Source organism: Mesorhizobium sp. WSM4308 (genome assembly GCF_002294905.1).
Classification (GTDB): domain Bacteria; phylum Pseudomonadota; class Alphaproteobacteria; order Rhizobiales; family Rhizobiaceae; genus Mesorhizobium.
Window position 1 is genome coordinate 55,444 of the sequence record NZ_NSFW01000007.1, and the last position, 25,706, is coordinate 81,149.

A 25,706-nucleotide genomic window follows, 5' to 3' on the forward strand; every position below is an offset into this window, starting at 1 on the left:
AGAGTTCGGTTATTGCGCGCATCTTATTGCGAACCCGAACTTCAGTTATGACACATGTTTGCCATTTGTACTCCCAATCATTATGCATTTGTGATCTCATAATGGCATATTGGACGAGCTGAGGCAACGACAAAAGCTTGGAGAAAGCGCACTTGGGGAATAACCTTTCGCGACTGCTGCTCGTGTTGCGGGAGCATCACAATCAAGGCCTGTATTAGGGCGACACGAATGAGACCGTCACACGCTAGGTCCCCTGTCAGACCACAGCCGATTTCATCGCGGCGTTGAGCGACCGAGGGGATCCGTCGCTATTGGAAGCTTTCTCCACCTTGGACCATCAGAAGAAGTCGCCATCGGGACAATGGCCACGTTGCTGCCACGGGCGCTATCGCGGAGCGAAGTCGATCTTGATGTCCACGTCCGGACCGTTGGTCCCGCCCGCGGATGATGTCCAAGCAAGTCGTCTTTGAGGATGCTCCGACTGTTCGCCCGGCACATTCTTCACGCCGAGGGTTGCCGGCAAAATACGAGGAGTACTGCGGAGAATTGCGCCCTGTTTCTGGACCGTTACAGAGCGCTAAAATACCCCAACACTCTGCCTGGAATTGCCCAAACTGCCGCTACACCTCGGCTCTCGCCATTGCCAGGGCCGATAGGCACCGCGATTGAAATCGTGCTATGCAGCCTCCCGGCGGCTGCTGCAAAGCGCGCCAATGTGGCAGGTGTGCCAGAGGCCAGTTTTGAATAAGCCGCAGAAAACATTGCCGAACCGAAGATTCGCTAGCAATTCGCTGGAAGATCAAGCCTATAGACAACTGCGCCGAGCCTTAGTCGAAGGCGATTTTACCCCCGGTCAGAAAATGCCGATTCGTCGGCTTGCGTCAGAGCTGGGGACCAGTCCAATGCCAGTTAGGACAGCTTTGAGACGGTTGATTTCCGAACAAGCGCTAGACGTGCTGCCGTCAGGCACTGCTATAGTCCCCCGACTCACACGAAGTGCTTTTGCGAAACTTGGCATGGTCCGCGCTGCTCTCGAGCCGCTGGCCGTGAAGATGGCTGCTTCCAATTTCGACGGCGCTACAAAAGTGCGACTTGAGGAACTGCTGCAAGTCGAGCGAAAAGCTCGTGAGTCTGGCGATCCTGTTCAGTTACTTCGCGCCGATCGCCAATTTCTTCTTGCCTTGTATGAACCTTGTCAAACTGCGATGCTTCTCTCAATGATCGAGGCGACTTGGCTTCGGCGTGGGCCGCACTTCTGGGACGCTCGGTGGCTGATTATCGGGCGCTCCCCTAGCGGCTCGAAGCACGCCGATATCATGCGCTGTATCGTTAGCGGAGATTTTGAAACTGCAGCGCGAACGCTGCAAGAGGAGATAGAGGGCACTACAAGCTACCTTCTTGAGCGCATGTCATTCGTAGACGATCCGGTAGCAACTGCACGGCTACGCCCGCTTCGACGGAAGTGAAAGACTCGGCTTCAGCGTGTTTAGAGCCCGGTCATTGCCATTCTCATCAACTCGGCCAACTTCGTGCCGTCGTCGACCGTGAACAATGAGATTGGTCAGGCTTCGATCTCGTTTGGCTGACTTTGGATGGCTGCGATGAGAAGCCACAAAAGCCGCCTGAACCAGTTGAGCAGGAGGGAGAAGTTGTAGCCGGCGGCGGCGAGGATGGCGTTGACGGCATCGCCCTGTTGGCCGGCGAGGTAGTTGCGGCCCATCCGGTGCTCGGCCTTGATGTGGCCGATGACGGGCTCGATGGCGGAGCGGCGGCGCATCTGGCGCTTGATGGCCGGGGTGACGCGGCGTTTCTGGCCGCTGGTGAAGACCCTGAGCTTGTGGCTCTGCGGTGCGTTGTGGCCGCGATAGCCGGCGTCGGCGAGGATGCGGCCGATCTCGTTGCCGATGGTCTTTTCCATGTCGGGGATGACGCTTGCCAGCGTGTGGCCGTCATAGGGATTGCCGGGCAGCGCTTTTGCATGCAGGGCGAACTGGCCGCCCTTGGCGCGCTTCAGCGTGGTGGCCACCGACACCTTCACCCCGAACTCGTAAGGCGCATGCGCCTTGCCCTTGCCGATGCATTCCACCTCGTGCGCGTGCAGGCTGTAGATCTTGCGGCCGCGCTGGCGCTGACGTTGCTCGAGAACGGTGGCGGCCTGGTAGAGCGGCCATTTGAAGAGCGCGTCCAGCCCCGCATCGCCGGCGATCTGGCGACCAATGTCGCGAATGGTCCGGCCGAGATAGGTCTTGAGCCTGCGCAGCGCCTTGCTGGCCCGCTTGAACTGCTTGGCGTGGGCATAGCGCTGGTGGTTGATCAGCGCCAGCTTGGAGACCCGCACATAGCTCTGGCGCAAATGGAGCCCCTTCCTCTTGGCCAGCCGCACCAGCCGCTCGCGCGCCCGGTGGATGAGCTTGGCGTCGGTCGGGAACATGACGTTCTTCGGCTGCACGGTGGTGTCGACGATCACCTGGCGCGTGTCGGCCGGCTTCATCGCTCCGATCTTGACCGCAAGGCTGAGGCTCTCCTGCAACAGCGCCACGATCCGCTCCTCGCCCATGCGGCTGCGCCAGCGCGTCATCGACGAGCGGTCGAACGGCAGCGCATGGCAGAAGAACACCTCACCGGTGAGATACTGGAAATAGGGGTTCTCCACCCAGCGCTCGCACAGCACCTCGTCTGACAGGTTGAAGGTGTGCTTGAGGATCGCCAGCCCCGCCATCAGCCGGGTCGGCAGCGGCGGCATGCCGGGGCCGTCCGAATAGACGGCGCCGAAACGCTCCTCCAGCACCGGCCAGTCGATCGCCTGCGCCAGCCGCACCAGCTCGTGCTTCATGTTGATGATCTGGTCGAGCCTGGAGCGGAACAGGTCCTGCTCTCCCGTCTCGCGCTTCTCGCGTGGCCTCGACATTCGCCGTCCCCTCGATTCGCCGCCGCCGAATCGAGTGAATCACGCTCCGAAGCACAAGGGAATCGCAAAACCGAATTGCAGGAAAACAACGCCCATAAACCGCAAATCCTGCAATTCCAAAGCCACCATCCGCCGCAATCAGCATGCCAGATCAATGGCTTGCGGATAGTTCACGGTCGACGCCGTCATCTTAACAAATGCACGCCGTCCACCTTGGTCATCAAATGGTCTCCATCATCCCACACCTTGTTCCGCGAAAACGTTTGCGTCAATTTCCTCTGAAGCCCAACTCTCGTTTGGCCGGATTAAAGAAGAAGGTCGTTTCAATCTAGGCGACGGTCAGCAGCCGCCGCGGATTGCCAACCATGATTGTTTCAATCTCTGCTTCTGAGTAACCGCGCCGGCGCATGAGTGGTAAGACTCTGTCCTGAATATGAGCGTAACCGTGGCCACCAAACTCAGCGAGCCGGATCACGTGACAAATATCATGGCTTATGACGACCTGATCAAGGTGGCCTCGATCTAACAAACTTCGGATCGTCTTTAAGCGCATGCCATCGTTGGGCATATCGATGTCGGCATGAGCATAGTATGTATTTTCTTGTCCAAAGAGGTCCCACTCAAGCACCACGCCTGTGTCGGCCAGACGGAATAGTCGATCATCATCGAAGATGGTACGATCAATGTGATCGATGATTGTTCGAGGCAAATCGGCACCGTTCTCTCGAAGAAATTCCACCAGCATCCAAGGATGGTCCTGATGACGGGATGGATGGATCGTCAGTGAGGTCCCGGTTTCCTGTTGCGCCATGATTGCCGCTGTCAGAACTCGCTTCTCAAGGTCCGTCCAGGGCCATTGGCTGCCGATTTCGCCTATGATTCCAGCACGTACGTTCGTACCCCAGGCACCCAACTGAACTTGGTCAATCATCTCCTGTGCGAAGCTCTCGACAGTTCGGTGAGTGTTTTTAGGATCCTGGTAGTCTTGAACATAGTGCCCACATCCCATAACGATGTGGGCACCGCTTTGTCGCGACACGTTCACCAAACCTTCGGGATCTGGAGAAAGACCACCGATGGTTAGCTCCACAATGGTATTCCCTCCGGCACGCACCATCAGTTCGGCCTCTCGCGCAGCAAGTTCACGGTCGCGCTGCGTTGTATTTCGAGCATCAACTAGCCCACCGGTCATGATCTGGAAATACTGTCGCGAATTCGGACCGCCATCAGCAGGCATGTGTCGGCGATCAGGGCGAGTAACGTCCCAGAGAAGATGCTCATGCATTAGCGTCTTGCCAAGGACCGCAGGATCCACCAACCCAACCACAGTCTGCGCCTTGCCCCTCATCTCGTCTCTAGTAAGTCTCATTGACATCTCCCAAAGTTCGGCGGTAAGCGCCTACGCTACAGTGGTGAGGGGGCGGAGACAGCGCTTCCGCAACTCTGCAAATTCTTCTACCGCCTCAACGAACCGGTCGAGATCTCTCTGCTCTGTCGGAAGGCTAAGAGCGAGCATTCCGCGGCGAGCCAGGTAGAATCCAGCTTGCAACATATCCAAAAAAAACAGCTCTCGTATGCCGTCATCGTGGCTGGTTGACACATAGGGAGAGCGAACAATTGGATTGCAGAAATGGACCGTGGCGAGTGAGCCGACGCCCGTGAAGTGCATCGCCACCCCCGCTCGGGAAAGACGCGAGTTCAGGTCTTTACGCAGTTGTTCCCCCCGGTTGTACAAGGCCTCCGCCACCTCAGCAGTAAAGATCTCCTCCAACGCGACCTGCGCTGCCGCCATCGAGATTACATTGTTGTTGAACGTCCCAGCGTGTGGCAGGCTTCCGTCGAAGAGCGACATGATTCCGGCCTTGCCTCCGAACGCTCCAAAGCTCATTCCGCCTGCAATGTACTTCCCCAGCGTTGTCAAGTCGGGGGTGATAGACAATCGCCTCTGAAGCCCGCCGACGGACATCCGCGAAGTCATCACCTCGTCGAATATCAGGAGAGTACCAGTCTGGGCCGTCGCGCGGCGTAGCGCCTCAAGGAATTCAGTATCAGCTGGAATGCACCCGCCACTCCCAAGCATTGGTTCTACGATAACCGCCGCGAGCTTATCTCGATGTGCAAGGACCAGTTTCTCGGCAGCATTGGCATCGTTGTATTCCGCCATAATGAACGGGAATGGGACAGTCACCGCCGATGGACCGTCTGATGTAAAAAGCAAGACCCCACCATGGTATCCGCCACGGAATGCCATGATGGCGTCACGGCCGGTGAACTGGCGAGCAACGGTAAGTGCCATCAAATTGGCTTCTGTCCCGCTGTTGGTGAACCGAACCAAGTCGATCGAGGGGAAGCGGTCGCATACTAGCTTGGCCAACTTCGATTCGGCTTTGCCCACCGCAGCCAAGTTCAAGCCCCGAGCCATGGCTTCCTGTATTGCGAAATGAATTCGCTTCTCGGAATGCCCGAATAAACCGGCCGTATACTCCCCACACAAATTGACGAACTGGTGCCCGTCGATGTCCCACAGAGTACTCCCCTCCCCCCGTTCCATCGCCACTGGAAACGGATGATACATTAATACGGAGCGTGTGTTTCCCCCGGGCATTACATTCCGTGCCACGCGGTTAAGCTCGCGACTTTGTGGGTAACGAGCAACGAAGCGCTCCCGAGCCTCAGCGAGGCTAGATTCTAATGTGCTGTTATATTCCGTATCGGCATTCACAGTTTAATAACCCCTGAAAGACATGCCAGCCAACGCGGTGCCCTGGCGCTGGTCCGTCCTTGGATTTGGATTGGTTCGAGTACAAAGTCAATATTTTTGTGATCACATTTCTACATACTGTGAGCGCTCGGATTGATGTAACGGGCTCTGGCAAGCGGATCGTCGCCAGCTTCCTTCAATTCGGCTAACGGGGCGTTCCACGGCGTCGTCCAATCAACCGCTGTCAAAGCGTTATCTACCAAGGCCTATTCTCACCGATGCTGCGAATTCGTTCCTCAGATGGGATGCGAGCCGCGTGACCGCCTCTCTGCTGGACGACGAACTTTGCCGTCCGAAAGCGCGGCCTTGCGGTTAACTGCGAAAGTTCTTCCGGAAGCAAGTCCTGCCGATCGGGCCCTCCACCGCCTCGTATCCGTACGTCTTCGAACGCTACGATTTTCACATGACGTTGACCGGCCCCGTCGAACCGCGGGAACACGGCACGGTTCAAAGGTGTCTGGAGGCTGTATTCGGGTCCGCGATCAATGACGATTTCGCAATCGACTCGATCACCTTGTGCGAGCAGGAAGACCCTGACAGTGACTTCGTTGCTGTAAAGCGATTTCCATTCAACGCCCCACCGGTCGAAGTCTCAAATCGGTCCCTGTTGTCGCGCCATAGCGTGTAAGGAGAATGATAGCGCGTGTAGCGATTGTCTTGATGCAGCAACAGCCTAACGGCACTTCGCACTATTCCAGCAAGATTAAGTAAATTCGCTCGATTTAGCCATCGGGCAGGCATTGTTGCTACTGCGCCGGCGCTGCTAGGGTGAGCGTACAGCGCTGCTCCTTCTTCGCCTTCGCGGCCGTCTCGGCGCACGCGCTAAGCGCCTCCTGATTGGCGCGCACAAGGTTGCTGGCATAGACCAGGCCGCGCCATCCGCCGGGGCTTCCCGACTGTTCAGCGAAATGCCGGCGCTCCACCGATCGGCGTTCATGGCGGTTAAAGCAACGGTCATATCGACCGATCCGGGGAGCACGCGCGGCAAGAACAGCGTCAAAAGGATGCCGGCGACCAGGCCGGCCCCTCCTCCACCCCAAACCCACCAATCCTGTTCCCGACGCAGCCGGGCGCTCCTGACGTATTCGCCAAGCTCAGCCGATACGCGCTCGAGGCTTTGGCCTCGAGCTTCAATCGTGCGTCCGGCATTCGCCGAAATCCGGTCTCCGGCGCTCTGGGAGCCGCCGATGAGCCCTTTTGGGTATTCCGCTTCGCCAAGACTGGCTGGACCGGCGAAGCCAGGTGCCCGCTTTCGAGTGTCGCGAGCACCGGGCAAAGCCCCTGTCCGCTAGAACGAGCGCTGGAACCGAAGAACACCACCGATGCTGCTGTTCTGATCGGCGCTGGTCCAGTTGCTGAAGTCCGCCGCTCCGTACTTACCTGCGTTAAGGTAGTCGACTTCGGCCGTGATTGTGAAGCCGGGTACGATGGTGTAGGCGACGTTCGCCGCGATACCGAGATTTTTGCCCTGGTCATAGGAGATCTGGGTATTGAAGGCGGTTTTGTCATTGAACTTGTAGGTGCCGCCGCCCCAGATCGCCCAATGACCATACCACTGCTTGTAGAAGCCGCGGCCGCCATTGCCGAGGTAGTTCGACAGGTTGTTGTCCGTGCCATAGCCGCCCATCACCCAAAGCGACAGTTGGCTGGTAGCAGTCACGTCCAAGCGAACCTTGCCGGCGACTTCCTCGTAGTTGCTGTCGTAGGAAACGACACCGGTGATCGCACCCCAGTCCTGCTTGTATTTCACTCCACCGACGACATGCGGGACATAGCTGTCGATCGTGAATGCCTTGGAGCCTTCCTCGAGGGAGACCACGGCCGTGAAGCCATCTCCGGCGTCGAAGTAGTACTGGATGACGTTGGTGTCGGAGGTGCCATAGGGAACCAGCGTATCCTGGATCACGTTGCCGGCGTCGCCAATGAACGCATTGAAAGCCGACTTGTCCATGCCGACGCGCAGGCCACCGAGCTGGATCCAGGCGTAGTTCAGCGTGACGGGCTTGTTGTAAGCGCCGACACCACCATTGGAATCAGGGCCGAGGCCGCTTTTTGCAGTGTTGCCGAAGTTGAAGCGGGTCTCTGCGTAGGTCTTCAAGGTGCCGAGTTCGGTCTCCTGGCCAGTCCAGGTCTTCAGGCTGAAGCGGGCGTTCTTTTTCCAGGTTTCGTTGATCCCGCCGTCCTGGCGGTCGAGCGCTTGGGCGCCGTCGAAACTGCCGATGTCACCGCCACCAATGTCATAGCGGATATAGCCGCCAATGCGCAGGCAGGTTTCAGTGCCAGGGATGTAGAAGTAGCCGGCACCATAGACGTCGCAGATCTTGACGTATTCGGCCGGTTCGGGCTCGGCGACGACAACCGCATCAGCGGCGCGCGCGCCGGTGACTGCGACCAAAGCCGCAGCGGAGCCGAGAAGAAGGCTCTTGATGTTCATTTTGATCTCCACTCAAAAGATTAAAAGGCCAGGGAGTCGTTCCTCAACGACTGCATCCCTTCCCGTCCCACGATCGAGAATCCAAGCGCATCGCGCCGCTCCTCGCAGGCTGAGTGCTATCGATCGAGTTAAATAATTCAAGATATTAAGTGCGGACAGTGTCCACATGAATAAGTAATGTTGCGCTTATATCACGATTCTCTAAGTAACATCTGCACTAATAGGACGAACTGTACAAATAGAACAATCTGTACAATTGCACAAAGTTGCATTTATTGGACCCCCACATGATGGCGCGGGCCTGCTTTCGTTGACGATCCATCTGACTTGGATCGGTCACCGACGCATTGATCTGGAGATTGGTTGGCTGGGGTGAGGCGAGGCAGGCGAGCCCTTAGGCCTCCAGGCTGCCCGTTCCCGGGTCGCCTGCCAATCTAGCCGATCACGAGATGCCGCTCATGGAGCCTTTTCGTTCGTGATGACGTCGAACGCTGCCAGATCGGCATTCGCGGCGAAATCTCGTGCCGCCAAAATCACTTCTTCAGCCAAATCTTGTCTGAGCATTTCTATTGGGATGCGACCCTCGAGAAGAGATGAAGGGCGGGTCAGCCAAAGCCAGGCCAGCCGAGGATTGGCGATAGATGCGAGCACTTGCCGTATCCCTGGCGCGGGTCTGCCATCGATGAACTGAGCCAATGGGAATACATGTTTGCGCGCGCCCTTCCGTAACGCGACCACGTCGTTGTGCCGTTGCCACCAGTGGAGCGTCGACCTCGCTATGCCATAGTGTTCTTCCAGGTGCGTTGGCCCGGCAATTTGTCCGGCCCAAGCTTGTATCTGAAGGCATTCGTTTTTCTGGTTCCGCACCTTGGAGACCCAGCGCTTTGGCGTGCCCTCGATTTGCCCTGCGAGCGAAGCCTCCTGTTCGGCACTGACATCGAAGCGCCGCGCTGCTTCGGCGGCGAGCCTGCTGACAAATCCGGAGGCGAGGACGGTCAAATCGTCATGGATAGCTTGTTGGAGCGTTAGCGAAAGCGAACTGGCAACACCAATTTTGCATTCCCCCTCGCACGAGGAGATTGAATTGTGTTCCTTTACAACCTCATCGTACTGAGTGAGGACGCGTCGAACTTCTTTCGCGACCAAGCTTGAGAGCTCTTCTTGGCGAGGTCCATTTTCAATATCTGGTAATTTGGCCATCTGCGGCTTCCCCTTGCCAACATCTAGACTGCAAAAACCTCAGGCATCACAACATTGCCTAATCGCCGGTCGAGCCCAGCGATAATTCGACCATGTACCTGGCGATCTCTCCGGCTCCCAAAGTCAATGAATCGTTTGCTGAGTTACTGTCCGGATCGAAGCGCCGGGTGGCTCCAAGGCGAAGGCATACACACCGGACTGAAAAGCTCTCCAGACGCCAAATCCTCCACTGGCCATTTTTTCTGGCTGTATCCCACCGCTCGTTAGGCTTAGGCGCACCTGGCTCCCAGAACCCGTTCGGACGCAGGATCGGTGTCGATCTTCACCCGATCCTCTCAGCATGCGGGCCTAATGCCCGCACTAACCCAAAGAAACCCCCGTCGCCGTATCGAAGAAGTGGGACGTCCGGGGCTTGATGCTGAGACCGACCTCTCTTCCGAGCGCCTCACAACGACCCGGCACGCGAGCGACCAACTCCTGCCCGCCGAGATCGCAGATCAGCAGCGTCTCCACGCCGAGGTATTCCGTGTCCTTGACCCTGGCTTTGAAGTCGCCAGCGTCCTGGACTTCCAGATGCTCGGGCCGAATTCCCAACGTGATGGCGGATCCGGGGCATACTGCGTCATGTAGCGATGGTGGAATGCGCTCAGCGAACCCCGGGCCATCGAACATTGGCCCCTCTTTCGAGCCTCTACATATTCCATGGACTAAATTGATCTCGGGCGAGCCGATGAAGCTTGCCGCGAACGTGTTCGCCGGCTTCGAGTAGAGGTCAAGGGGGCTGCCGATCTGCTGGCAGACGCCGTCTTTGAGCAGCACGATGCGGTCTGCGAGGGTCATCGCTTCGACCTGGTCGTGCGTGACGTATATCGACGTCGCCCCGAGTTCTCTGTGCAATTGGCGAATCTGCGCCCGTATGTGTCCCCGGAGCTTCGCATCGAGATTGGAGAGCGGTTCGTCGAACAGGAAAAGCTTGGGGTCCCGGATGATCGCCCGCCCCATGGCGACACGTTGCCTCTGCCCGCCGGACAACTGCCGGGGCTTGCGATCCAGGAGACGCGATAGTCCGATCATGTCGGCTGTTCTCGAGACCCGCTCCGATGCGTCCTTGGACCCGACACTCCTGACGCGCAGCGGGAACCCGATGTTCTCGGCCACGGACATATGGGGATAGAGCGCGTAGCTCTGGAAGACCATCGCGATATCCCGCTCGCGCGTCTCGACGTCGTTGACTACGCGGCCGTCGATCCGCAGCACGCCCGACGTTACTGACTCCAGTCCCGCTATCATCCGAAGCAAGGTCGACTTTCCACATCCCGAAGGGCCGACGAGCACGATGAACTCGCCTTCCCTGACCTCAAGGTCGATGCCATGGAGGACTTCGAGCGCACCATAGGACTTTCGGATTCCCGAAAGACTCACCTTCGACATTCCCATCTCCTATTTTACGGCCCCGGCGGTCAGACCGCCGAGAATAAAGCGCTGACCAAAGAACATTAGAATGAGGGCGGGGACAGTCGAAAGAACCGACGCGGCGGCCATCTGTCCGTGCAGAATCTCGTTCTCTCCGGCATACGACGCGATCGCTACTGGTATCGTGTAGGTCTCCTTCGTTGTGAGATTGAGAGCGATGGAGAACTCGCTCCACGAGAACAGGAAGGACAACAATCCCGCCGCGATCAGTCCCGGGACTGCGAGCGGGAGAAGGATCACGAAAAAGACCGTCGATCTGCGGCATCCATCCACGACCGCGGCTTCCTCGAGCTCGCGCGGGATGCTCTCGAAGGCCGACATCATGAGCCAGATCGTGAGGGGAAGATTGATGACGACGTGGGTGAGGATCAAGCCCGTCAGGGTGTTGTAGAGCCCGACCTCGCGGAACAGCAGGTACCAGGGGCCAACCAGCGTTATCGGCGGGATCATGTGGAAGATGAGCGTCCAGCCAAGGAAGAGAGCGCTGAAGAGCTTGGACCACCTCCGCCATGCGAGTGAATAGGCGGCAGGCGCGCCGATCAATAACACGAGGGCGGTACTCGAGAGACCCACGATCAGGCTGTTGCCTGCGTAGGCGATGAAGTCCGAACTCTTGCCGAACAGCACCCGGTCGAAATTGACGGCGACGGGTTTGAACGGGAAAGTCCCTGTCAGGATGTCGATCTGGTATTTCAACGACACGCCTACAATCCAGACGAAGGGCGCCAGTATCGATAGGAGCGACAGCGCAACAACTGCGAGGGCAAGCCAGGACTTCCAGTGAGGGCTGGTCATCACAAAGTCCCTTTCCTTCGCTGCGCGATCCGGAATACCGCGAGATAGCCGCAGACGATAGCGATGGTGACCAGCGAGAGGAGAGCTCCATAGCCGAGCTCGTTGCTCTGGAAGAACACCTTGAACACATAGAGGCTCAACACCTCTGTGGAGACGCCAGGTCCGCCGGAGGTTAGCAGGTAGATTTGGTCGAATACTTTAAAGGCGCCGATCGACCTGAAGACGAAGGCGATGGCGATGGCGGGCCAAAGCATCGGTAGGACAACGAACCGAAGCCGTTGAAGCGAACTCGCGCCATCGACGTGGGAGGCTTGTATCACCTCCTCGGGAAGACCCTCCAGTCCCGCTAGAAGGATCAGGAACATGAACGGTGTCCAATGCCAGACGTCGACGATGATGACGGCAAGCAGCGCCGTGGACGTCGATCCGAGCATGTCCAGGCGAACACCGGCGATCTGATCGACGACGTAGGCAATTATGCCGAATTCGGGATTGTACATCAGCCGCCACATATTGCCGATCGCGACGGGCGGTATCAGGATGGGCATCAACATCAAGGTCCGAACGGCTCCTTTGCCGCGCGTCATCCGCTGCGCGGCAAGCGCGAGCATGAGACCGAGAACGAGTTCCGCGAAGGTCGAGGTGACGACGAAGGCCAAGGTGTTCAGTAAAGCGCGCCAGTAGATCCAGTCGTTCGCGAGGCGGGAGATGTTTTCGGCAAGGGCGGCTGTGCGTTGTACACCGTCGTTCGTGAACGAAATTCTCGCCCCCGCCATCCGCACGAGTTCGATCACGGGAGCAACCGTAAGCGACAAGATCAGCAGTGCCGCCGGCGCGATGGTGATCAGGCGGAAATGCCTGTCGAACAAGTCTAGAAGCCTGGTTCGTCGGCTCGCGACGACGCTCTGCGGCGGTGCGCTGTCGGTCACGGGCCTTTTTGAAACCAGAATTGTCGCCATCACATCACCCAGCGTTACCGACCGAGCGCCTCGTGGCAATTCCAGTCGGAGAATGTCGATTATTGCAGCGGAGGTAAAAGGCCCGTCTTACGGCCGCTGCGCACAAAAACGTCGTGGATCTCGGTTGCGGCTGTGTTGAGAGCTTCATTGACGGACAGTTCGCCGATCAGCGCCTGGTTCAAGCGGAGCCCGATGATCTGCTCGATCTCTGCGCCCTCCGGATATTGAAGAACTTGCTTCGCGTTCAGCGAAGCTTGCGAGTAGGGCTTCATCCATCTGAATTTCTCCTGCTGCGAAAGCGGTCCTTCGAGGACGGTTCGGCTCACGGGAATCCCTCCGGCTTCTGCGTAGTATGTCTGGGCCTCGTCGGTCAGAAAATACTTGATGAACTCCATGGCGGCTTCCTTTCGCCCAGCCGAAACATTGGCCGGGATGCCCATCTCCCATGAACCCCACACATCCTTATTCTCGCCATCCGCCGGGCGCGGCATGACCGCATAGCCGATCTTGCCAACTACGGCAGACTTTTCAGGGTCGTCCATCTGCGCTTGGGCCGCGACGACAATGCCTGCCTGTTTGACCTTTCCAGCGACGATATATTGGATCATCTCGCCTTGATCGATCGAGCCGGGGTTCGGCGGACCGCACTCCTTCGCAAGTTTGATGTAAAGTTGGAGGGCCCGCTTCACTTCAGGGCTATTGAAGGTAACAGTGAAGTCGCCGTTTGGTGCGTCTTTCTCGATGCTGCCGCCAAAACTGAGCATAAAAGTGGAAAAGGCGAACCGGATCGGGTTTCCGCGGGCTCCGCGCAGGACGACGCTGTAGTTAGCCGCGTCGCCCTTTGTTTGACACGTTTTCAGGACGTCGTCCCAGGTCTCGGGCGGCTTCTCGATCTGATCGGTTCGGTAGTACCAGAGATGGGTATTGGCGTTTGGCGAGAACGCCATTGGAACACCGCCATCCTTCATCGGCCATTGCCTGTCCTTGTTCCAGTAAAGCATGCCATCGGCATCGATGATGTTGTCGCCGAAGCTGAAGGTCGGGTCGATGTCGGTCAGCGCCGTCAGATAGTTGCCCGCGTAGAATTCAACGGCCCACGCGTTCGAGAGATTGATGATGTCGTATTCGCCGGAAGGCCCGCGAACGGCGTTGCGGGCTTTCTCGAGGAGCCCGCCCAGCGGCACGGCGTCAATGTTTACCTTGTTCCCGGTGTCGGCCTCGTATTTTTCGACAAGTGCCTCGAAGCCTCCGTACCAAGGAGAGGTATTGATCAGGATCGTTATCGGCTCCGCCGATAACACTTGGCTAGCCAGCAGAGTAGATGCAAGGAGCGCCGAGCTTCCGAGTAGCCTTGTTAGAGTTGTCATTTTCTCACTCCCGATTGATGCAGGGTTCAAATGGCTTGCCAACTCGCTCGAGGTGGCGCTCCATCGCCGATTTTTCTTCCGTAAGACCATAGCGGACGAACGTTTCCGGCGGCGCGTCGTGGCGCCAAAGGTGCCGCGTGATTGATTGTCTCAGCGCCGCCACGACCTCCGGAGCTTCCACAGGCCGCTCCTGTTGCGGGTCTGCGGCGAGATCGTAGAGCACCGTGCCGACATCAGCGAAGCCACCCTGTTGCTCCATCCAGGGTATCCGCTCCGCGAAATCACGTGCCTTGATCTTCATTACGGGCATGCTCTTCGTGAATTCGAAAGGCCCTGACATCTCCGCGCCCTCGAACTCGCGAACGTCGAAGTAGGAGCGCAGGTGGGTTGGCATCACTGTGTATTCGTTGAAGCCTTCGCCCGTGAGGGAGTCTGGAAATAGATAGTAGGTGTAACGCCCGTCCGTGGCGCAGATCGGCCCTCCGAACATACCCAAAATAAGATCACTACGCACCGGTTCGTCCGCTTCCAGCACCTTTCTGAGAGAGCATCCTGTGACCTCCGATGGTCTGCCCGCGCTCGCGAAATCAAGGAAGGTCGGCATTAGATCTGTCTGCTGCGTGAGCGCGCTACGACGCTCACCGCCTTTGGCGGCGTAGTCCGGATGGTAGATCATCAAGGGAATGTGGGAGATTTCCTCGTAGTAGGGTGTCCGGTTCTTGCCCCACCAGTCATGCTCCGAAAGCAGGAAACCATGATCGGTAGTGACGATGAGCGCGGTGTCCTCCCAAAGCTCGCCCTCGTCGAATGCATCGAGGAGCCTGCCGAACTGGTCGTCGCACATCGCGACCAGTGCCGCGTAGTTCGCCCTGATTTCCGCGATTTCGTCGGCGGAATTCGTCACCTTCTCGTAGACCGGCCAATCCAGAATTTTCCCGGTGTAGCCAGTCTCGAAAAGCTTTTTGAACCGCTCCGGAGCGTGGAACGGCTCATGCGGATCGAACGTTTCGATCATCAAGAACCAGTTTTCGGCGCCCTTGTTTCCATGCAGGAACTCCAACCCGGCGGTGAAGCACTTTACACAAGGAAATTCCCCCTCTTCCTTGTAGCGCTCGCGGTTCTTGATGTTGCTGAGGTGCTTCCATGCCTTCCAGGGCGTGTTTCCCCGGGTGACGGTTTTGGCAGTCTCGGGAATCCTCGACAACGGGTAGTGCCGGTCATCGAACATCTCCTTGAAGCGCTCCAATGGCGGCTGGACCATGGCCACCCACGTGTCATCTTCCTGTCCACGGATGAATTCCCAGCTGTCGAAAGTGTTGATGTATCCAAATCCGCCTTCCTGGAAGTAGTGTTGATGGTCCGAGATCATGTGTGTGTAGGTGCCGTGTTCCGACAGGATTTTCGGGAACGAGTTGTCGAACGGCTCCAGCGGACCCCAGGAGCGGTGCATGAAGGTCAGCCGGCCGGTGTGAAGGTCGCGCCGGGCGGGCATGCATGGGAGCCCGCCAACATAGTGGCGGTCGAACGTGATACCACGTTGGGCGAAACGATTGAAATTCGGCGTCGGGATGCCCTGCCCGCCGTAGCACTCCAGCGCCAGGCGGTTGAGCGAGTCAAAGAGGACAAAGACAGTTCGCACGCACGGCTCCATGCAGGACAGCCGACCAGACTGCCTTGTTTTTCTTCCGCTAGACGATGAAACAATGACAAAGCGATGTATAATGAATTAGTCGTACCTCTGCGATCGCCTTTTGGAATGATTGTTCCTGGATATGATGAACGCAGGATGCACGTCCGGAGGAATGGAATGGATCGCAACATCCGCGCGTTCATCGCTATCGCGAAGCACGGCAATGTGACGCTCGCAGCCCGCGACATCGGTATGGCGCAATCCTCGCTGACCAAGAAACTACGGCAGATCGAGATCGAGTTCGGGGCATCCCTGTTCGAACGCCTGCCGCGCGGCATGCGGCTGACGACCTACGGACAGGCCCTCCATCGACACGCGATCGAGATCGAACGATCGTACAGCCAAGCGAAAGAGGAGATCGTTGCAATCAGGACCGGGCATGTTGACCTGCTCCGGATCGGCGCCGGTCCGAGCATCAGTCTCTTGTACATGTCGCGTATTCTCGATCAACTTAGGTCAGAGTTTCCAAAAACCCAGCTTATTCTTTCGGCTCCCGCGAACTTATCCTACAATGCAAGACTGCTCGCAGGCGATCTGGATGTCGTCGTTGGCCGGATCGAAGCCGAACACCTCTCAGATAAAATCACCACGATCAGGTTGGCAACGTTCGAGCACTGCCTGGTCATCGGGGATAGGAAGAGCATCGCTCGCGATCCGCCGACCGCTGTCGACCTTTTGGATTTCGCCTGGATAGGGTACAGCGAGAGCATCGAGCCCGACCCCGCTCTCACCAACTTCTTCCACGCTGATGGTTTGGCACCTCCACCGCTCGCGGTGTCGACGAGTTCTTTCAATACGGCCTTGGAACTGGTCGCCGCGGGAAGATACGCTATGATCGTGCCCAACCAATTCCAGCCAATCGTCGAAGCCTCGGGTGCCGCCGCTTATCCGATCAGGACGCCTCTTCACGCCTATGAAGTCGGGGTTTCTGTACGAAGCTCCACGCTCCGTTATCCAATTGTAAAGCGGCTGACGGAAATTCTCGAAATCGAACTGGCGTCTGGTGGAACGGATCTTAATCGATGTCAGCCCGATGATTTCCGGAAAGGCGGTCGGTAAAGCGGCCGCGATGGTCGACCGTTCGCTTAATGCCGGCGCGACGTTGCTTTGCGGCGATAAGCCAGCCGGCAATCTCTATCCGCCGACGGTGCTGGAGAATGTTCCTGCAAGCTGTGATGTTTGGAACGAGGTAGTATTTGCCCCGATCGTCATTTATGCAGCCCTTCGATGAGCTGGCTGATCCGCCCGCTGCGCACCACTGCAGCCGAGGGTCACCCTTTGCGGTCCGAACCGGCCACCGGTCATCCTTCACTGGCCATCAGGATTTGCTCAGAGGAGGCAGCAAGCGAGCGGCAAGAGTCGCCTCACCGCGTCAGGAATTGTCGGAACCGTTCCGATCGGCTTGCGCCAAAAACTTCCTCGGGCGGTCCTTCCTCTTCGACGATCCCTTTGTGAAGAAAGACGACCTTGCTCGATACGTCCCGCGCAAAGCCCATCTCGTGCGTAACCACGAGCATGGTCCGTCCTTCTTCCGCCAGCGCGCGCATAACTTTGAGGACCTCACCGACGAGTTCGGGATCCAGCGCGGACGTCGGTTCATCGAACAGCATGACGCGGGGGCGCTGGCCGAGCGCACGGGCGATAGCGGCACGCTGCTGCTGACCGCCCGAAAGGTGTATTGGATATTGATTGACCTTGTCGGCGATGCCAACCTTAGCCAGAAGCGCCTTCGCCTCTTCGACGCATTCGGCGCGGGGGCGACCCTGGACATGGATCGGTGCTTCGATGACGTTCTCCAGGATCGTCTTGTGCGACCACAGATTGAAGCTTTGGAACACCATGCCAATGTGGGCGCGCAGGCGGTCAACTTGTGTGCGGTCGGCGGGCCGCGGGCCGGTCTTGGTTTGCTTCATCCGGATCGCCTCGCCGCCGATGGAGACTTCGCCCCCGGTCGGAGTTTCCAGCAAGTTGATGCATCGCAACATCGTCGACTTGCCTGAGCCCGAGGATCCGACGATGGAGACCACATCTCCATCATAGGCGTCGAGGGAGACGCCTTTGAGCACGTCGAAAGCTCCGTAGGCCTTGCGCAATTCGCGGATGCGAACGGCTGGGATCGCATCAAGTGAAGGGGTCTGCTGCGGCTGCATGCTCATACTGCATCTTCCCTCTGGATGACGACCGGCGCCGGAATAGATCTGAGATGCGGCGTCAGCCAGTGTTCCAGGAGTTGGATGGCGCGCGTGATGAGGTAATTGATGATCAGGTAGATGCTTCCCGCGACGACGAAGACCTCGACCGCGCGGTAGGTCTCGGAAATCAGTTTGGCCGCAAGACCAGTGATTTCCATCATCGTGATCACCGAGGCCAGCGCCGTCGCCTTGACCATCAGGATGATTTCGTTGCCGTAAGCAGGCAGGGCCTGTCGGATGGCGAGGGGCAGGACGATGCGTCGGAATACCGTGAAGCGGCTCATGCCGCAGGCACGGCCTGCCTCGATTTGCCCCTCCGGCACGGACTGCAGACCGCCCCGGATTATCTCGCTGCCATAGGCGGCCGTGTTCAGCGCAAGCGCGATGATAGCGCACCAGTAAGGCTGGCGAAGTATCGGCCACAGCATGCTGTAGCGAAGCGTTGGGAACTGGCTGAGGCCGTAGTAGATCAGAAAGATTTGCACAAGCAGCGGCGTCGAGCGGAACACGAAGATGTAGGCTCTCGCGGCCCACTCGAGCAGCCGTAGGCCCGAAAGCCGCAGCAGCGCCAGGATCAGGGCGATGACCATTCCGAGCGCCACCGAGATGGACATCAGTTGCAGGGTCAGCGGAACGCCGGGCAGCAGCCGCAGAAAGGCACCGAGAAGAAAGGAAAAATCCATTATCCTCTCCTCAGACCACGGGTGAAGTGCTTTTCGGCATATTGCAGCGCCCATCCCGAGGCGGAAGAGATGAGGAGATAGAGGATCGCCGCCGCCAGGAAGAAGGTGAAGGGCTGCTTGGTCGAGCCTGCGCCGACCTGCGCCTGACGCAGGATTTCTACGAGCCCCGTCACCGAGATCAGCGACGATTCCTTCAGGACGAGCTGCCAGATGTTGGCGAGCCCGGGCACGGCGAAACGCAGTGTCAGAGGCGCGATGATGCGACGGAAGGCCAGCGCGGTCGACATGCCCGTTGCGTAGGCCGCCTCGATTTCCCCGCGCGCGACCACCTGGTATGCGCCGCGGAAGACTTCCGTGTGATAAGCGCCGGACACGATGGCGATCGCAAGGGCACCGGCGAGGAAGGCCGGCAGGCTTAGAAAGCCTTGGGCCCCGAAGACCCGGCCGATGGGTGTCAGGATCGCGCTGGAGCCGAAATAGAAAAGATATATGACCAGGAGGTCGGGAATTCCGCGCAGGACCGTTGTGTATCCATCGGCGAGCGCGCGGAGGACTGTGCCCCCGGATATCTTCGCCCATGCGCCGAACCCGCCGATTATCGCCCCGGCGATGAACCCCGTCACCGCCACCGCGATTGTCATGGCGGATGCCGCAGACATGGCGGAACCCCAGCCGCCAGGCGCAAAGCTGAAGACGGTCGTCAGCCCAAAGTCATTCATGGCCAGCCACCTGCGTGACTTTGCGGTCAGGAACGTACGTCATCGCGGCGTCCCGGTGGGTGCCGAAAAGCGGGCCGGGCTGAACGCGGCTATCGGAATGGCGCTTTCGCCATCGGCGACGAGATCTCCGATGACGGAGCCGACGATAGGGCCGAGCTGGAAGCCGTGCCCGGAAAAGCCGAAAGCGTGCCAGAGATTGCGCGCGACCTGGCTGGGCCCGATGACAGGGATGACGTCCGGCATCAGCGCTTCCAGTCCTGCCCAGCTTCGCACGATGGTCGCGCGGCGCAGGATCGGGAAGAATTCGCAGACCGTCTGGGCGCTCACCACCATGCGGTCCGCGACCGTGTCGGCCGTTTCGGCATCCAGATCGGGATCGCCGAGAATACCGCCTCCAATGACGACGGTACCGGCCTCAGTCTGCTTGAAGGAGAGTACGCGGTCGATGCCGATTACCACGGGATCGATGAAATGAGGCATGCGGGACGTGACCATCAGCGTCGAGGCGAAATGCGTGCTTGGAAAATGCTCACCGACCATCGCCGCCACCTGCCAGGCCCAGGCTCCGCCGCAATTGACCACGACGTCGGCTTTGATGACGCCGCTATCCGTCATCACCTTCCAGCCCTCGGCATCTTGTTCAAGCCCGGTCACGCGCGTCCGCTCCAAGATGCGAACGCCGAGCTGTTCAGCACGCAAGCGAAAGGACTGCGTTGTGCGGAACGGATTCGCATGACCGTCCCGACGCGAGATGATGCCGCCGCGGCAAATATCGGCTGCCTGGGGAACGAGGCGCCTGAGTTCTTTGGCGTCGATCACTTCCTCGAACTTGTGGCCGAGTGAATGCATTTCGGCTACCCGCCTCTGGCACCAATCCATCTCCGCTTCGCTTTCGGCGATGCCGATCTGCCCGACGCCACCGACGAATTCGCAGTTCTTCGCCAGTTCCGGGCCCAACAAGTCGTCTAGTCGCTCCCATTGTTCCATCGCCGCCACGGACAACGGCACTTCGGCTTTATCGCGCATCAGTTGCCGCACGCCGCCCGCGTTGACGCCCGAGGCGTGGCGGCCGATGGTGTTCTTCTCAAGCACGATGGTGCACAAGCCCCGGAGCGCGAGATGGATTGCCGCGCAGCAACCGTGGATGCCACCTCCGATCACGATTGCGTCCGTCGCTGTCATTTTGCCTTTCCAATCGGTCTCGTCATGTTGCTCCCGCCTTGCATCGCTCAGATCCGCTGGGTTGGATCACCCTCAACGGGCAGTGACGGCCTGCAATCCCGCTCGGCGTTGTCCAACTGTGCGAGCTGGGCGATAGGCAGCGGCTTTACCGGCACGCGGAGCCGGTAGTAGCCGATCGCTCCCACGTCGGTTTCCAGGCTCTCCGCCAGGATCCGAGCTACTGTGCAGCCGCACATTCGGCCCTGGCATTGGCCCATGCCGCATCTGGAGAAGGACTTGAGCTGGTTGATGTCGGTGAAGCCCTCGGAGACGAGCGCGCGCAACTCGCCGGCCGACACCTCCTCGCAACGGCAGGCGATCGTGTTGTCGGACAGTGGGCGTATAGCTTCGGCTGGGCGATAGGCACTGTCGAGAAACCTACGGAACCGAACCTCCCGCAGGAGTCCTCGATACTCGGAAAGCGCGCGTTCATCGCGTTCTGTCTGGGAAATGCGGCCCAGCCGGCACGCCGCATCGAGCGCCGCCAAGCGTCCGCGGTGCACCGCCACTTTGGCGCCGGCGATACCAGCGCCATCGCCGGCGATGGCTACCAGCTCCGAGCTCGTCGCGCCCCACTCGTCCGTCTGCGGACGCCATGCCACCTGCGCCGCATCCCACACATGCTTGCAGCGCAGGCTTGCGGTGATCTGGTTGTTGGGGATCACGCCTTCGTGCAGAAGCAGGAGGGACGCCGCTAGTCTGTGTCGCCTTCCGCCGCTGTCGAAGCTGATAGCCTCCAGGCGAGAAACACCTTCGGCCGCCACATTCCGCCCCCTGAAAAAGGGGACGCGCTTCTTCCTGAGCGCCACGATCCAGGACAGCCCCTTGAGCAAATCACCAGCAAAACCGGCCAGGAAAGGCAGCGCGGCCAGTCCCGTTTCGAACAGGCCTTTTTCGGACGTGTCGATAACGCCATGCAGGGGTACTCCGGCCTTCAAAAGCTGGAGCGCCACGAGGTAGGTGAGGGGCCCTGAGCCGGCGATGACGGTCGGACGGTCGGGCACAATGCCGGACGCCTTCATGAGCGTCTGGGCCGCTCCCGCTCCCATGACGCCTGGAAGTGTCCAACCCGGTATCGGAAACGGGCGCTCCATCGCGCCGGTCGCCAGGATGACTCTCCTCGCCTTCGTCAGATAAGCCGTGCCGTTCTGCGAGACGCCGAGCTTGCCGCCAGCCGACACCTGCCAGACGGCGCTCGAAGGTTCGTATGCGGCCCCGCTCCTGCGAAAGCGCTCCACCAGCACGAGTCCCTTCGCGTAGTCGACGCCGAGAATGTCGCACAACGCGTCCTGCCTGCGACTGTTGCCCTCGATGTTGCGGTAAACCTGCCCGCCGGGCGTCGGCTGCTCGTCGAATAGCACCGTTTTCACGCCCAGTTCGGCAGCAAGCGCGGCAGCCGCCAGGCCCGCGGGACCGCCGCCCACGATCGCAAGTTCGTAGTTCGCGCCAGGGGCATCGGTCATACGATATCGAACCTTCCCGAGCCCAGTTGCGAGCGCACCTGCATTCCGTCGGCAGTTGGCACCAGGCAGGCCTGCCTGTCCGCCTGCCCGTCGATCTCCACCAGGCAGTCGAAGCAGTTGCCAATCATGCAATAGGGCATGCGGTCGGCCCCGCTGACCGGCGTCGTGCGGAAACGATCGACGCCTGCTGCAAGCAATGCCGCAGCAACGCTATCGCCCGGCCGGCACTGCACTGGTCGTCCGTCCAAGAAAATCGTGGCGGACAAATCATCTGTCCTAAGTCGTCGAAACATGCTGGCCTTTCCAAGTTGGCTACGTCAGTTCGCCGTCAGAAGAACCGCGCGGGTCGAAAATCCTGAAGCGCCCTTTCGGGCTCGTCGCCTGACAGTTCAGAGGCAACCACCTTTCCCAGCCAGGGCGCCAGCGTCGCCCCACTGTGGGTGACGGCTGCATAGTAGCCGTTGACTTCCGGGATCGGGCCGACGGCGGACACGCCGTCGCCGGGGATGGCGCGGTGCGACAGGCGCATTGCCTCCGGCCAGATGCCCGTGAGTTCCGGATAGAGCCTCGCCGCGCGCTCGATCATCGCGGCGGCCACAGGAGAAGTCTCTTGCGGGCTGCTTTCCAGCGTGAACCCCTGTTCGTCACGCTCGCTATGCAGCATGATCCGACCGGCACCGTCAGGGCGGAAGTTGACCTCGCTTGTCCGGATCACCCGCCGTACACCTGATGCGGTCGGAGCCGTGACCACGATAAGGCCGAGCGTAGGGGTCAGCGGGAAGGTCAGGCGCATGTCTTGCCCGAGATCGTTGGCCCAGCGGCCCGTGGAGTTAACAACCACATCGGCACCGATCGTCTCGCCTGACGCCGTCCTGACGCCGGTAACCTTGTCCGCTTTCAGTTCGACGCCAGTGACGGTTTCACGGCGTAGCTTCGCCCCGAGGGACCGCGCCTTGCCAAGGAAGAACTCAATGTAAACGCTGGGGTCGACCCAACCTTCATCGGGGAAATAGGCGATCTTCGCATCGCCCGACGCCCCAGGAATCAGGGCTGGTTCCAAGCGGTGCAGTTTCTCCGCGGAAATCCATTCGGCAGGATAGCCCCACCCGATGAGCCGCTCGACACGCTCATAGAGTTCCGGCGCTTCGTTCGCGTTCGAGCGCCATTCGACCGCGCCGCCGCCGTGATACCAAGGGCAGTCGCCGAACTCATTCTCCAACTCCCGATGTGCGCGCATACCTAGCGCATTGATCAGGTGGTACCCGTAAGGCGTCTTTTCGTTCGAGTTGGTCCAGGCAAAGCTGGAACCACTCGTGCCGGCACCTGGATAGTCGCGCTCGACAACCGTGACCGAGTGTCCCCTCTCCGCGAGGCGATAGGCGATCGACGTGCCGATGATTCCGGCACCCACAACGACAAACTGGGTCATGCTATTAATTTTTCCGATGGAAAGGATGGGCGGATCGCTAGCGCTCCCGCCCGGCTGAATTCAATCCTTGGGCGTGATGTCGACCGCGAACCACTTTTCCGTCAGGGTGCGATTGAACCCGTCTTTGTTGACCTCGTTGATGGCCGCGTCGAACTTTGCTTTGAGCGCGGTGTCGTCTTTGCGCATCGCAACATTGGCGGTGCCACTGCCCAGAACCCCTTCGATGAACGTGGGCCCGGCAAGCGTGGCGCCAGCCAGGTCTGGCTGCTTCATGGCGGCCTTCAGCATGGTGATGTTGCCCATGACCAGGTCGACGCGACCGGCGGCGAGATCGAGGTTGTGCTCGTCTGTCGTCTTGTATTCGCGGATCTCGACAAGGTCCTTCAACTTGGCCGTGGCGAATGTCGCCGCCGTCGAGGAGCCTTGGACGCCGAGGACCTTTCCCTTGAGCGCCGCGGCCATAGCCTCGATCGCTTTCTTGGCGCCGGCCGGGTCCTTCTTCAGGCTATAATCGACCCGGGGGCCGAGCTCCGAGACCAGCGGATTATCCTTCATCATCATGAAGGCGTTGGGCGCCTTGGCGTAAGGCACCGAGAAGGAAGCAACCTTCTGCCGCTCGGGCGTGACGGACATCGACGCGATGATGGCGTCGAACTTTCCGGCATTGAGCGCCGGCAGCATACCGTCCCAGTCCTGGGCGACGATCTCGCACTCGGCTTTCATGCGGCGGCACAGTTCCTGGGCGAGGTCGATCTCGTAGCCCACGAGCTTGCCGTCGGAGGAGGTATAGTTCCAAGGAGCATAGGCGCCCTCGGTCGCAATGCGTATCTGCGACCATTGTCCGGCTTCATCCGCGCGCCCGGCGCCGGTGAGGAAGATAAAGACGCTGGCCGCTAGGGCCATCCACCTTAACAATCCCATTTTCATTGTTACCCTCTTTATGATTGGCTGCGCGCGCGAAGGACCCACCTCGATCCAGAGATCGGGGGAAGTGACGCAATCGCGATAGTCTCTGCGCAGTGGTTTGCGGTGCCGCGATAGCTAATCCCGGCGCCAACTTGGCTGGAAGCTCCTTCCAGCAGGTGGAGAATAAAGCGAAATCCAGGGCAATTGACAAATATGAAAAGCTTCGTCCTCTATAGCTTTTCCCTATAGCGGTTCGGCCCAAGAAGATGAACTACCGGCAGTTGCAGGCGTTTCGCGCGGTGATGGATGCGGGAACCGTGATCGGAGCCGCGAATCTGCTGCATATCTCGCAGCCTTCCGTCAGCGCCCACATAGCTAACCTCGAACATACGCTGAAGATCCAGCTATTCGTGCGGCAAGGCGGCCGGCTGGTTCCGACCGCGGAGGCTTACCTGCTGCATGAGGAGGCCGGTCACGTCGTCAAAGGCATGGCGCGACTGCGACGGCTGGCGGCCGACATCCAGCAGTTGGAGGCGGGTCGGCTGATCATCGGCGCTTACCCGGCACTGTCCAGCTACGTGCTACCCCGTTTTATCGGGGCGTTCGCCCGGCGCCACCCGAAGCTGCGGCTATCGCTGGAGCCGGAAGCTTCAGTGCGGATCGCCGAACTCGCTGCGAGCAAGCAACTCGACATTGGCCTGATGACGATGCCGGTAATCGACCCGGCGACAACCTGCGACCTCATTTTCGAGACGGCTTCGGTCTGCGTGCTGCCGGTGAAACACCCTTTGAGCGAGAAGGAGACGATTGAAGCCTCCGACATACGCGACGAAACCTTCATCGCGCTTGGGCGCGAGGACGGATCGCGTCAGGCTATCGACCGCAGCCTTGACGATGCGGGGGTTCGCGTCGAGGCTCGTTTCGAGGCTCACTACAGCGACGCTGCCTGCGCTCTCGTGGCCGAGGGGCTCGGCGTTTCAATCGTCGACAGGTTCTCGGCGGAACGCTGGCGCGGAACGCTGGTCATCAAGCCGTTCCTTCCCTACGTCCCTTGCCATGTCTACCTAACGCGCAGCCGCACCCATATGTCTTCCCTCCTCCAGGAGCAGTTCGAGCGCGAGTTCCGCGTCTATCTGGAGGAACAGTTCGCTTAGAACGTCGGCGCTACTGTGCAAACCGGATGGCATTAGAGCTTAAATGCCAAAACTGTCGCGCTACCTGAAGCATCCGTCGACCGGCCGGCGCGTCTCGCTCGCCTCGAAGCTTGTGCGACTTGGCGTTCATCTCCTCTACGTACCGGATGCGGCGGAGATGTATCCGGAGGGTTTCGCCACGACCGTTTCGGTCAGCGGACTGAGAAGGCCTCTGCGGCGCGTTTCGCCCTAGCCATTTCGATGGCGTGGCGACCGTCGTCACGAAGCTGTTTCTGCAGACTGGCGTCGCCGGTCTGGGCCGTCCGCCAATCTCCATTCAAAGCCGACGTCGCGCAATCCCAGGTCAGGCTGG

Annotated in this window: 21 protein-coding genes and 3 pseudogenes; 6 read left to right on the plus strand and 18 right to left on the minus strand. The window is 59.4% G+C overall.

The window, feature by feature from the left end:
• Window positions 1-1,016 precede the first annotated feature (1,016 nt).
• Entirely contained in the window at window positions 1,017-1,466 is a 450-nt protein-coding gene (locus tag CK227_RS37250; RefSeq protein WP_245318194.1) for a GntR family transcriptional regulator, read from the plus strand.
• Between the two features lie 95 nt (window positions 1,467-1,561).
• Here the strand turns inward: CK227_RS37250 and CK227_RS14520 are convergent, their stop codons facing one another.
• The 3 genes from CK227_RS14520 to CK227_RS14530 form a co-directional block, all read right to left on the minus strand.
• Complete coding sequence (locus CK227_RS14520; RefSeq protein WP_095774217.1) at window positions 1,562-2,908, minus strand: IS5 family transposase; 1,347 nt, start codon at window positions 2,906-2,908, stop codon at window positions 1,562-1,564.
• Window positions 2,909-3,236: 328 nt separating this feature from the next.
• A complete protein-coding gene (locus CK227_RS14525) occupies window positions 3,237-4,256 on the minus strand; it encodes a hypothetical protein (protein ID WP_210248233.1) in 1,020 nt (339 codons plus the stop codon).
• Between the two features lie 51 nt (window positions 4,257-4,307).
• Complete coding sequence (locus CK227_RS14530) at window positions 4,308-5,630, minus strand: aminotransferase class III-fold pyridoxal phosphate-dependent enzyme (protein WP_095774215.1); 1,323 nt, start codon at window positions 5,628-5,630, stop codon at window positions 4,308-4,310.
• Window positions 5,631-6,039: 409 nt separating this feature from the next.
• Between CK227_RS14530 and CK227_RS14535 the strand changes: the two are divergent.
• A pseudogene (locus tag CK227_RS14535) lies at window positions 6,040-6,297 on the plus strand (DUF1045 domain-containing protein); the annotation flags it as partial.
• 660 nt (window positions 6,298-6,957) lie between these two features.
• Here the strand turns inward: CK227_RS14535 and CK227_RS14540 are convergent.
• The 7 genes from CK227_RS14540 to CK227_RS14570 all read right to left on the minus strand — a co-directional run bounded on the left by CK227_RS14540 (window position 6,958) and on the right by CK227_RS14570 (window position 15,536).
• Entirely contained in the window at window positions 6,958-8,103 is a 1,146-nt protein-coding gene (locus CK227_RS14540) for a porin (protein ID WP_095774286.1), read from the minus strand.
• Window positions 8,104-8,559: 456 nt separating this feature from the next.
• The gene (locus tag CK227_RS14545) at window positions 8,560-9,303 is read right to left on the minus strand and encodes a hypothetical protein (protein ID WP_095774213.1); all 744 of its coding nucleotides are present in this window, start codon (window positions 9,301-9,303) and stop codon (window positions 8,560-8,562) included.
• 360 nt (window positions 9,304-9,663) lie between these two features.
• Window positions 9,664-10,734 (minus strand): sn-glycerol-3-phosphate ABC transporter ATP-binding protein UgpC, encoded by a 1,071-nt coding sequence (gene ugpC, locus CK227_RS14550; RefSeq protein WP_095774212.1) that lies wholly within the window; start codon window positions 10,732-10,734, stop codon window positions 9,664-9,666.
• Between the two features lie 9 nt (window positions 10,735-10,743).
• Complete coding sequence (locus CK227_RS14555) at window positions 10,744-11,571, minus strand: carbohydrate ABC transporter permease (protein ID WP_245318193.1); 828 nt, start codon at window positions 11,569-11,571, stop codon at window positions 10,744-10,746.
• Complete coding sequence (locus CK227_RS14560; protein WP_245318192.1) at window positions 11,571-12,530, minus strand: sugar ABC transporter permease; 960 nt, start codon at window positions 12,528-12,530, stop codon at window positions 11,571-11,573. Before CK227_RS14560 ends, CK227_RS14555 begins: the two co-directional genes overlap by 1 nt.
• A gap of 59 nt (window positions 12,531-12,589) precedes the next feature.
• On the minus strand, window positions 12,590-13,897 hold the full coding sequence (locus CK227_RS14565) for an extracellular solute-binding protein (RefSeq protein ID WP_095774209.1): 1,308 nt from the start codon (window positions 13,895-13,897) through the stop codon (window positions 12,590-12,592).
• Window positions 13,898-13,901: 4 nt separating this feature from the next.
• A complete protein-coding gene (locus CK227_RS14570; protein WP_095774285.1) occupies window positions 13,902-15,536 on the minus strand; it encodes a sulfatase in 1,635 nt (544 codons plus the stop codon).
• 168 nt (window positions 15,537-15,704) lie between these two features.
• Here CK227_RS14570 and CK227_RS14575 point away from each other — a divergent pair, with 168 nt between their 5' ends.
• A complete protein-coding gene (locus CK227_RS14575) occupies window positions 15,705-16,646 on the plus strand; it encodes a LysR family transcriptional regulator (RefSeq protein ID WP_095774284.1) in 942 nt (313 codons plus the stop codon).
• Window positions 16,609-16,828 (plus strand): annotated as a pseudogene (locus tag CK227_RS14580) (aldehyde dehydrogenase family protein); the annotation flags it as partial. The gene CK227_RS14575 and the pseudogene CK227_RS14580, both read left to right, overlap by 38 nt.
• Window positions 16,829-16,951: 123 nt before the next feature.
• Here CK227_RS14580 and CK227_RS14585 read toward each other — a convergent pair.
• The 8 genes from CK227_RS14585 to CK227_RS14620 are packed head-to-tail and all read right to left on the minus strand — an operon-like array spanning window position 16,952 to window position 24,197.
• Entirely contained in the window at window positions 16,952-17,737 is a 786-nt protein-coding gene (locus tag CK227_RS14585) for an ATP-binding cassette domain-containing protein (RefSeq protein ID WP_095774283.1), read from the minus strand.
• Window positions 17,738-17,739: 2 nt separating this feature from the next.
• Complete coding sequence (locus CK227_RS14590) at window positions 17,740-18,462, minus strand: ABC transporter permease (RefSeq protein WP_095774208.1); 723 nt, start codon at window positions 18,460-18,462, stop codon at window positions 17,740-17,742.
• The gene (locus CK227_RS14595) at window positions 18,462-19,181 is read right to left on the minus strand and encodes an ABC transporter permease subunit (RefSeq protein WP_095774207.1); all 720 of its coding nucleotides are present in this window, start codon (window positions 19,179-19,181) and stop codon (window positions 18,462-18,464) included. Before CK227_RS14595 ends, CK227_RS14590 begins: the two co-directional genes overlap by 1 nt.
• Window positions 19,182-19,220: 39 nt before the next feature.
• Window positions 19,221-20,363, minus strand: a complete 1,143-nt coding sequence (locus tag CK227_RS14600; RefSeq protein ID WP_095774206.1) for an FAD-binding oxidoreductase — start codon at window positions 20,361-20,363, stop codon at window positions 19,221-19,223.
• A gap of 47 nt (window positions 20,364-20,410) precedes the next feature.
• On the minus strand, window positions 20,411-21,865 hold the full coding sequence (locus tag CK227_RS14605) for an NAD(P)/FAD-dependent oxidoreductase (RefSeq protein WP_095774205.1): 1,455 nt from the start codon (window positions 21,863-21,865) through the stop codon (window positions 20,411-20,413).
• On the minus strand, window positions 21,862-22,158 hold the full coding sequence (locus CK227_RS14610) for a (2Fe-2S)-binding protein (RefSeq protein WP_095774204.1): 297 nt from the start codon (window positions 22,156-22,158) through the stop codon (window positions 21,862-21,864). Before CK227_RS14610 ends, CK227_RS14605 begins: the two co-directional genes overlap by 4 nt.
• Window positions 22,159-22,193: 35 nt before the next feature.
• A complete protein-coding gene (locus tag CK227_RS14615; protein ID WP_095774203.1) occupies window positions 22,194-23,294 on the minus strand; it encodes an FAD-binding oxidoreductase in 1,101 nt (366 codons plus the stop codon).
• A 60-nt stretch (window positions 23,295-23,354) separates the two neighbouring features.
• Window positions 23,355-24,197 (minus strand): transporter substrate-binding domain-containing protein, encoded by an 843-nt coding sequence (locus CK227_RS14620; RefSeq protein WP_245318191.1) that lies wholly within the window; start codon window positions 24,195-24,197, stop codon window positions 23,355-23,357.
• A 269-nt stretch (window positions 24,198-24,466) separates the two neighbouring features.
• On the opposite strand from CK227_RS14620, the gene CK227_RS14625 reads away from it, so the two are divergent.
• A complete protein-coding gene (locus CK227_RS14625; RefSeq protein ID WP_095774202.1) occupies window positions 24,467-25,354 on the plus strand; it encodes a LysR substrate-binding domain-containing protein in 888 nt (295 codons plus the stop codon).
• Window positions 25,355-25,454: 100 nt separating this feature from the next.
• Window positions 25,455-25,638 (plus strand): annotated as a pseudogene (locus CK227_RS14630) (pantoate--beta-alanine ligase); the annotation flags it as partial.
• Window positions 25,639-25,706 lie beyond the last annotated feature (68 nt).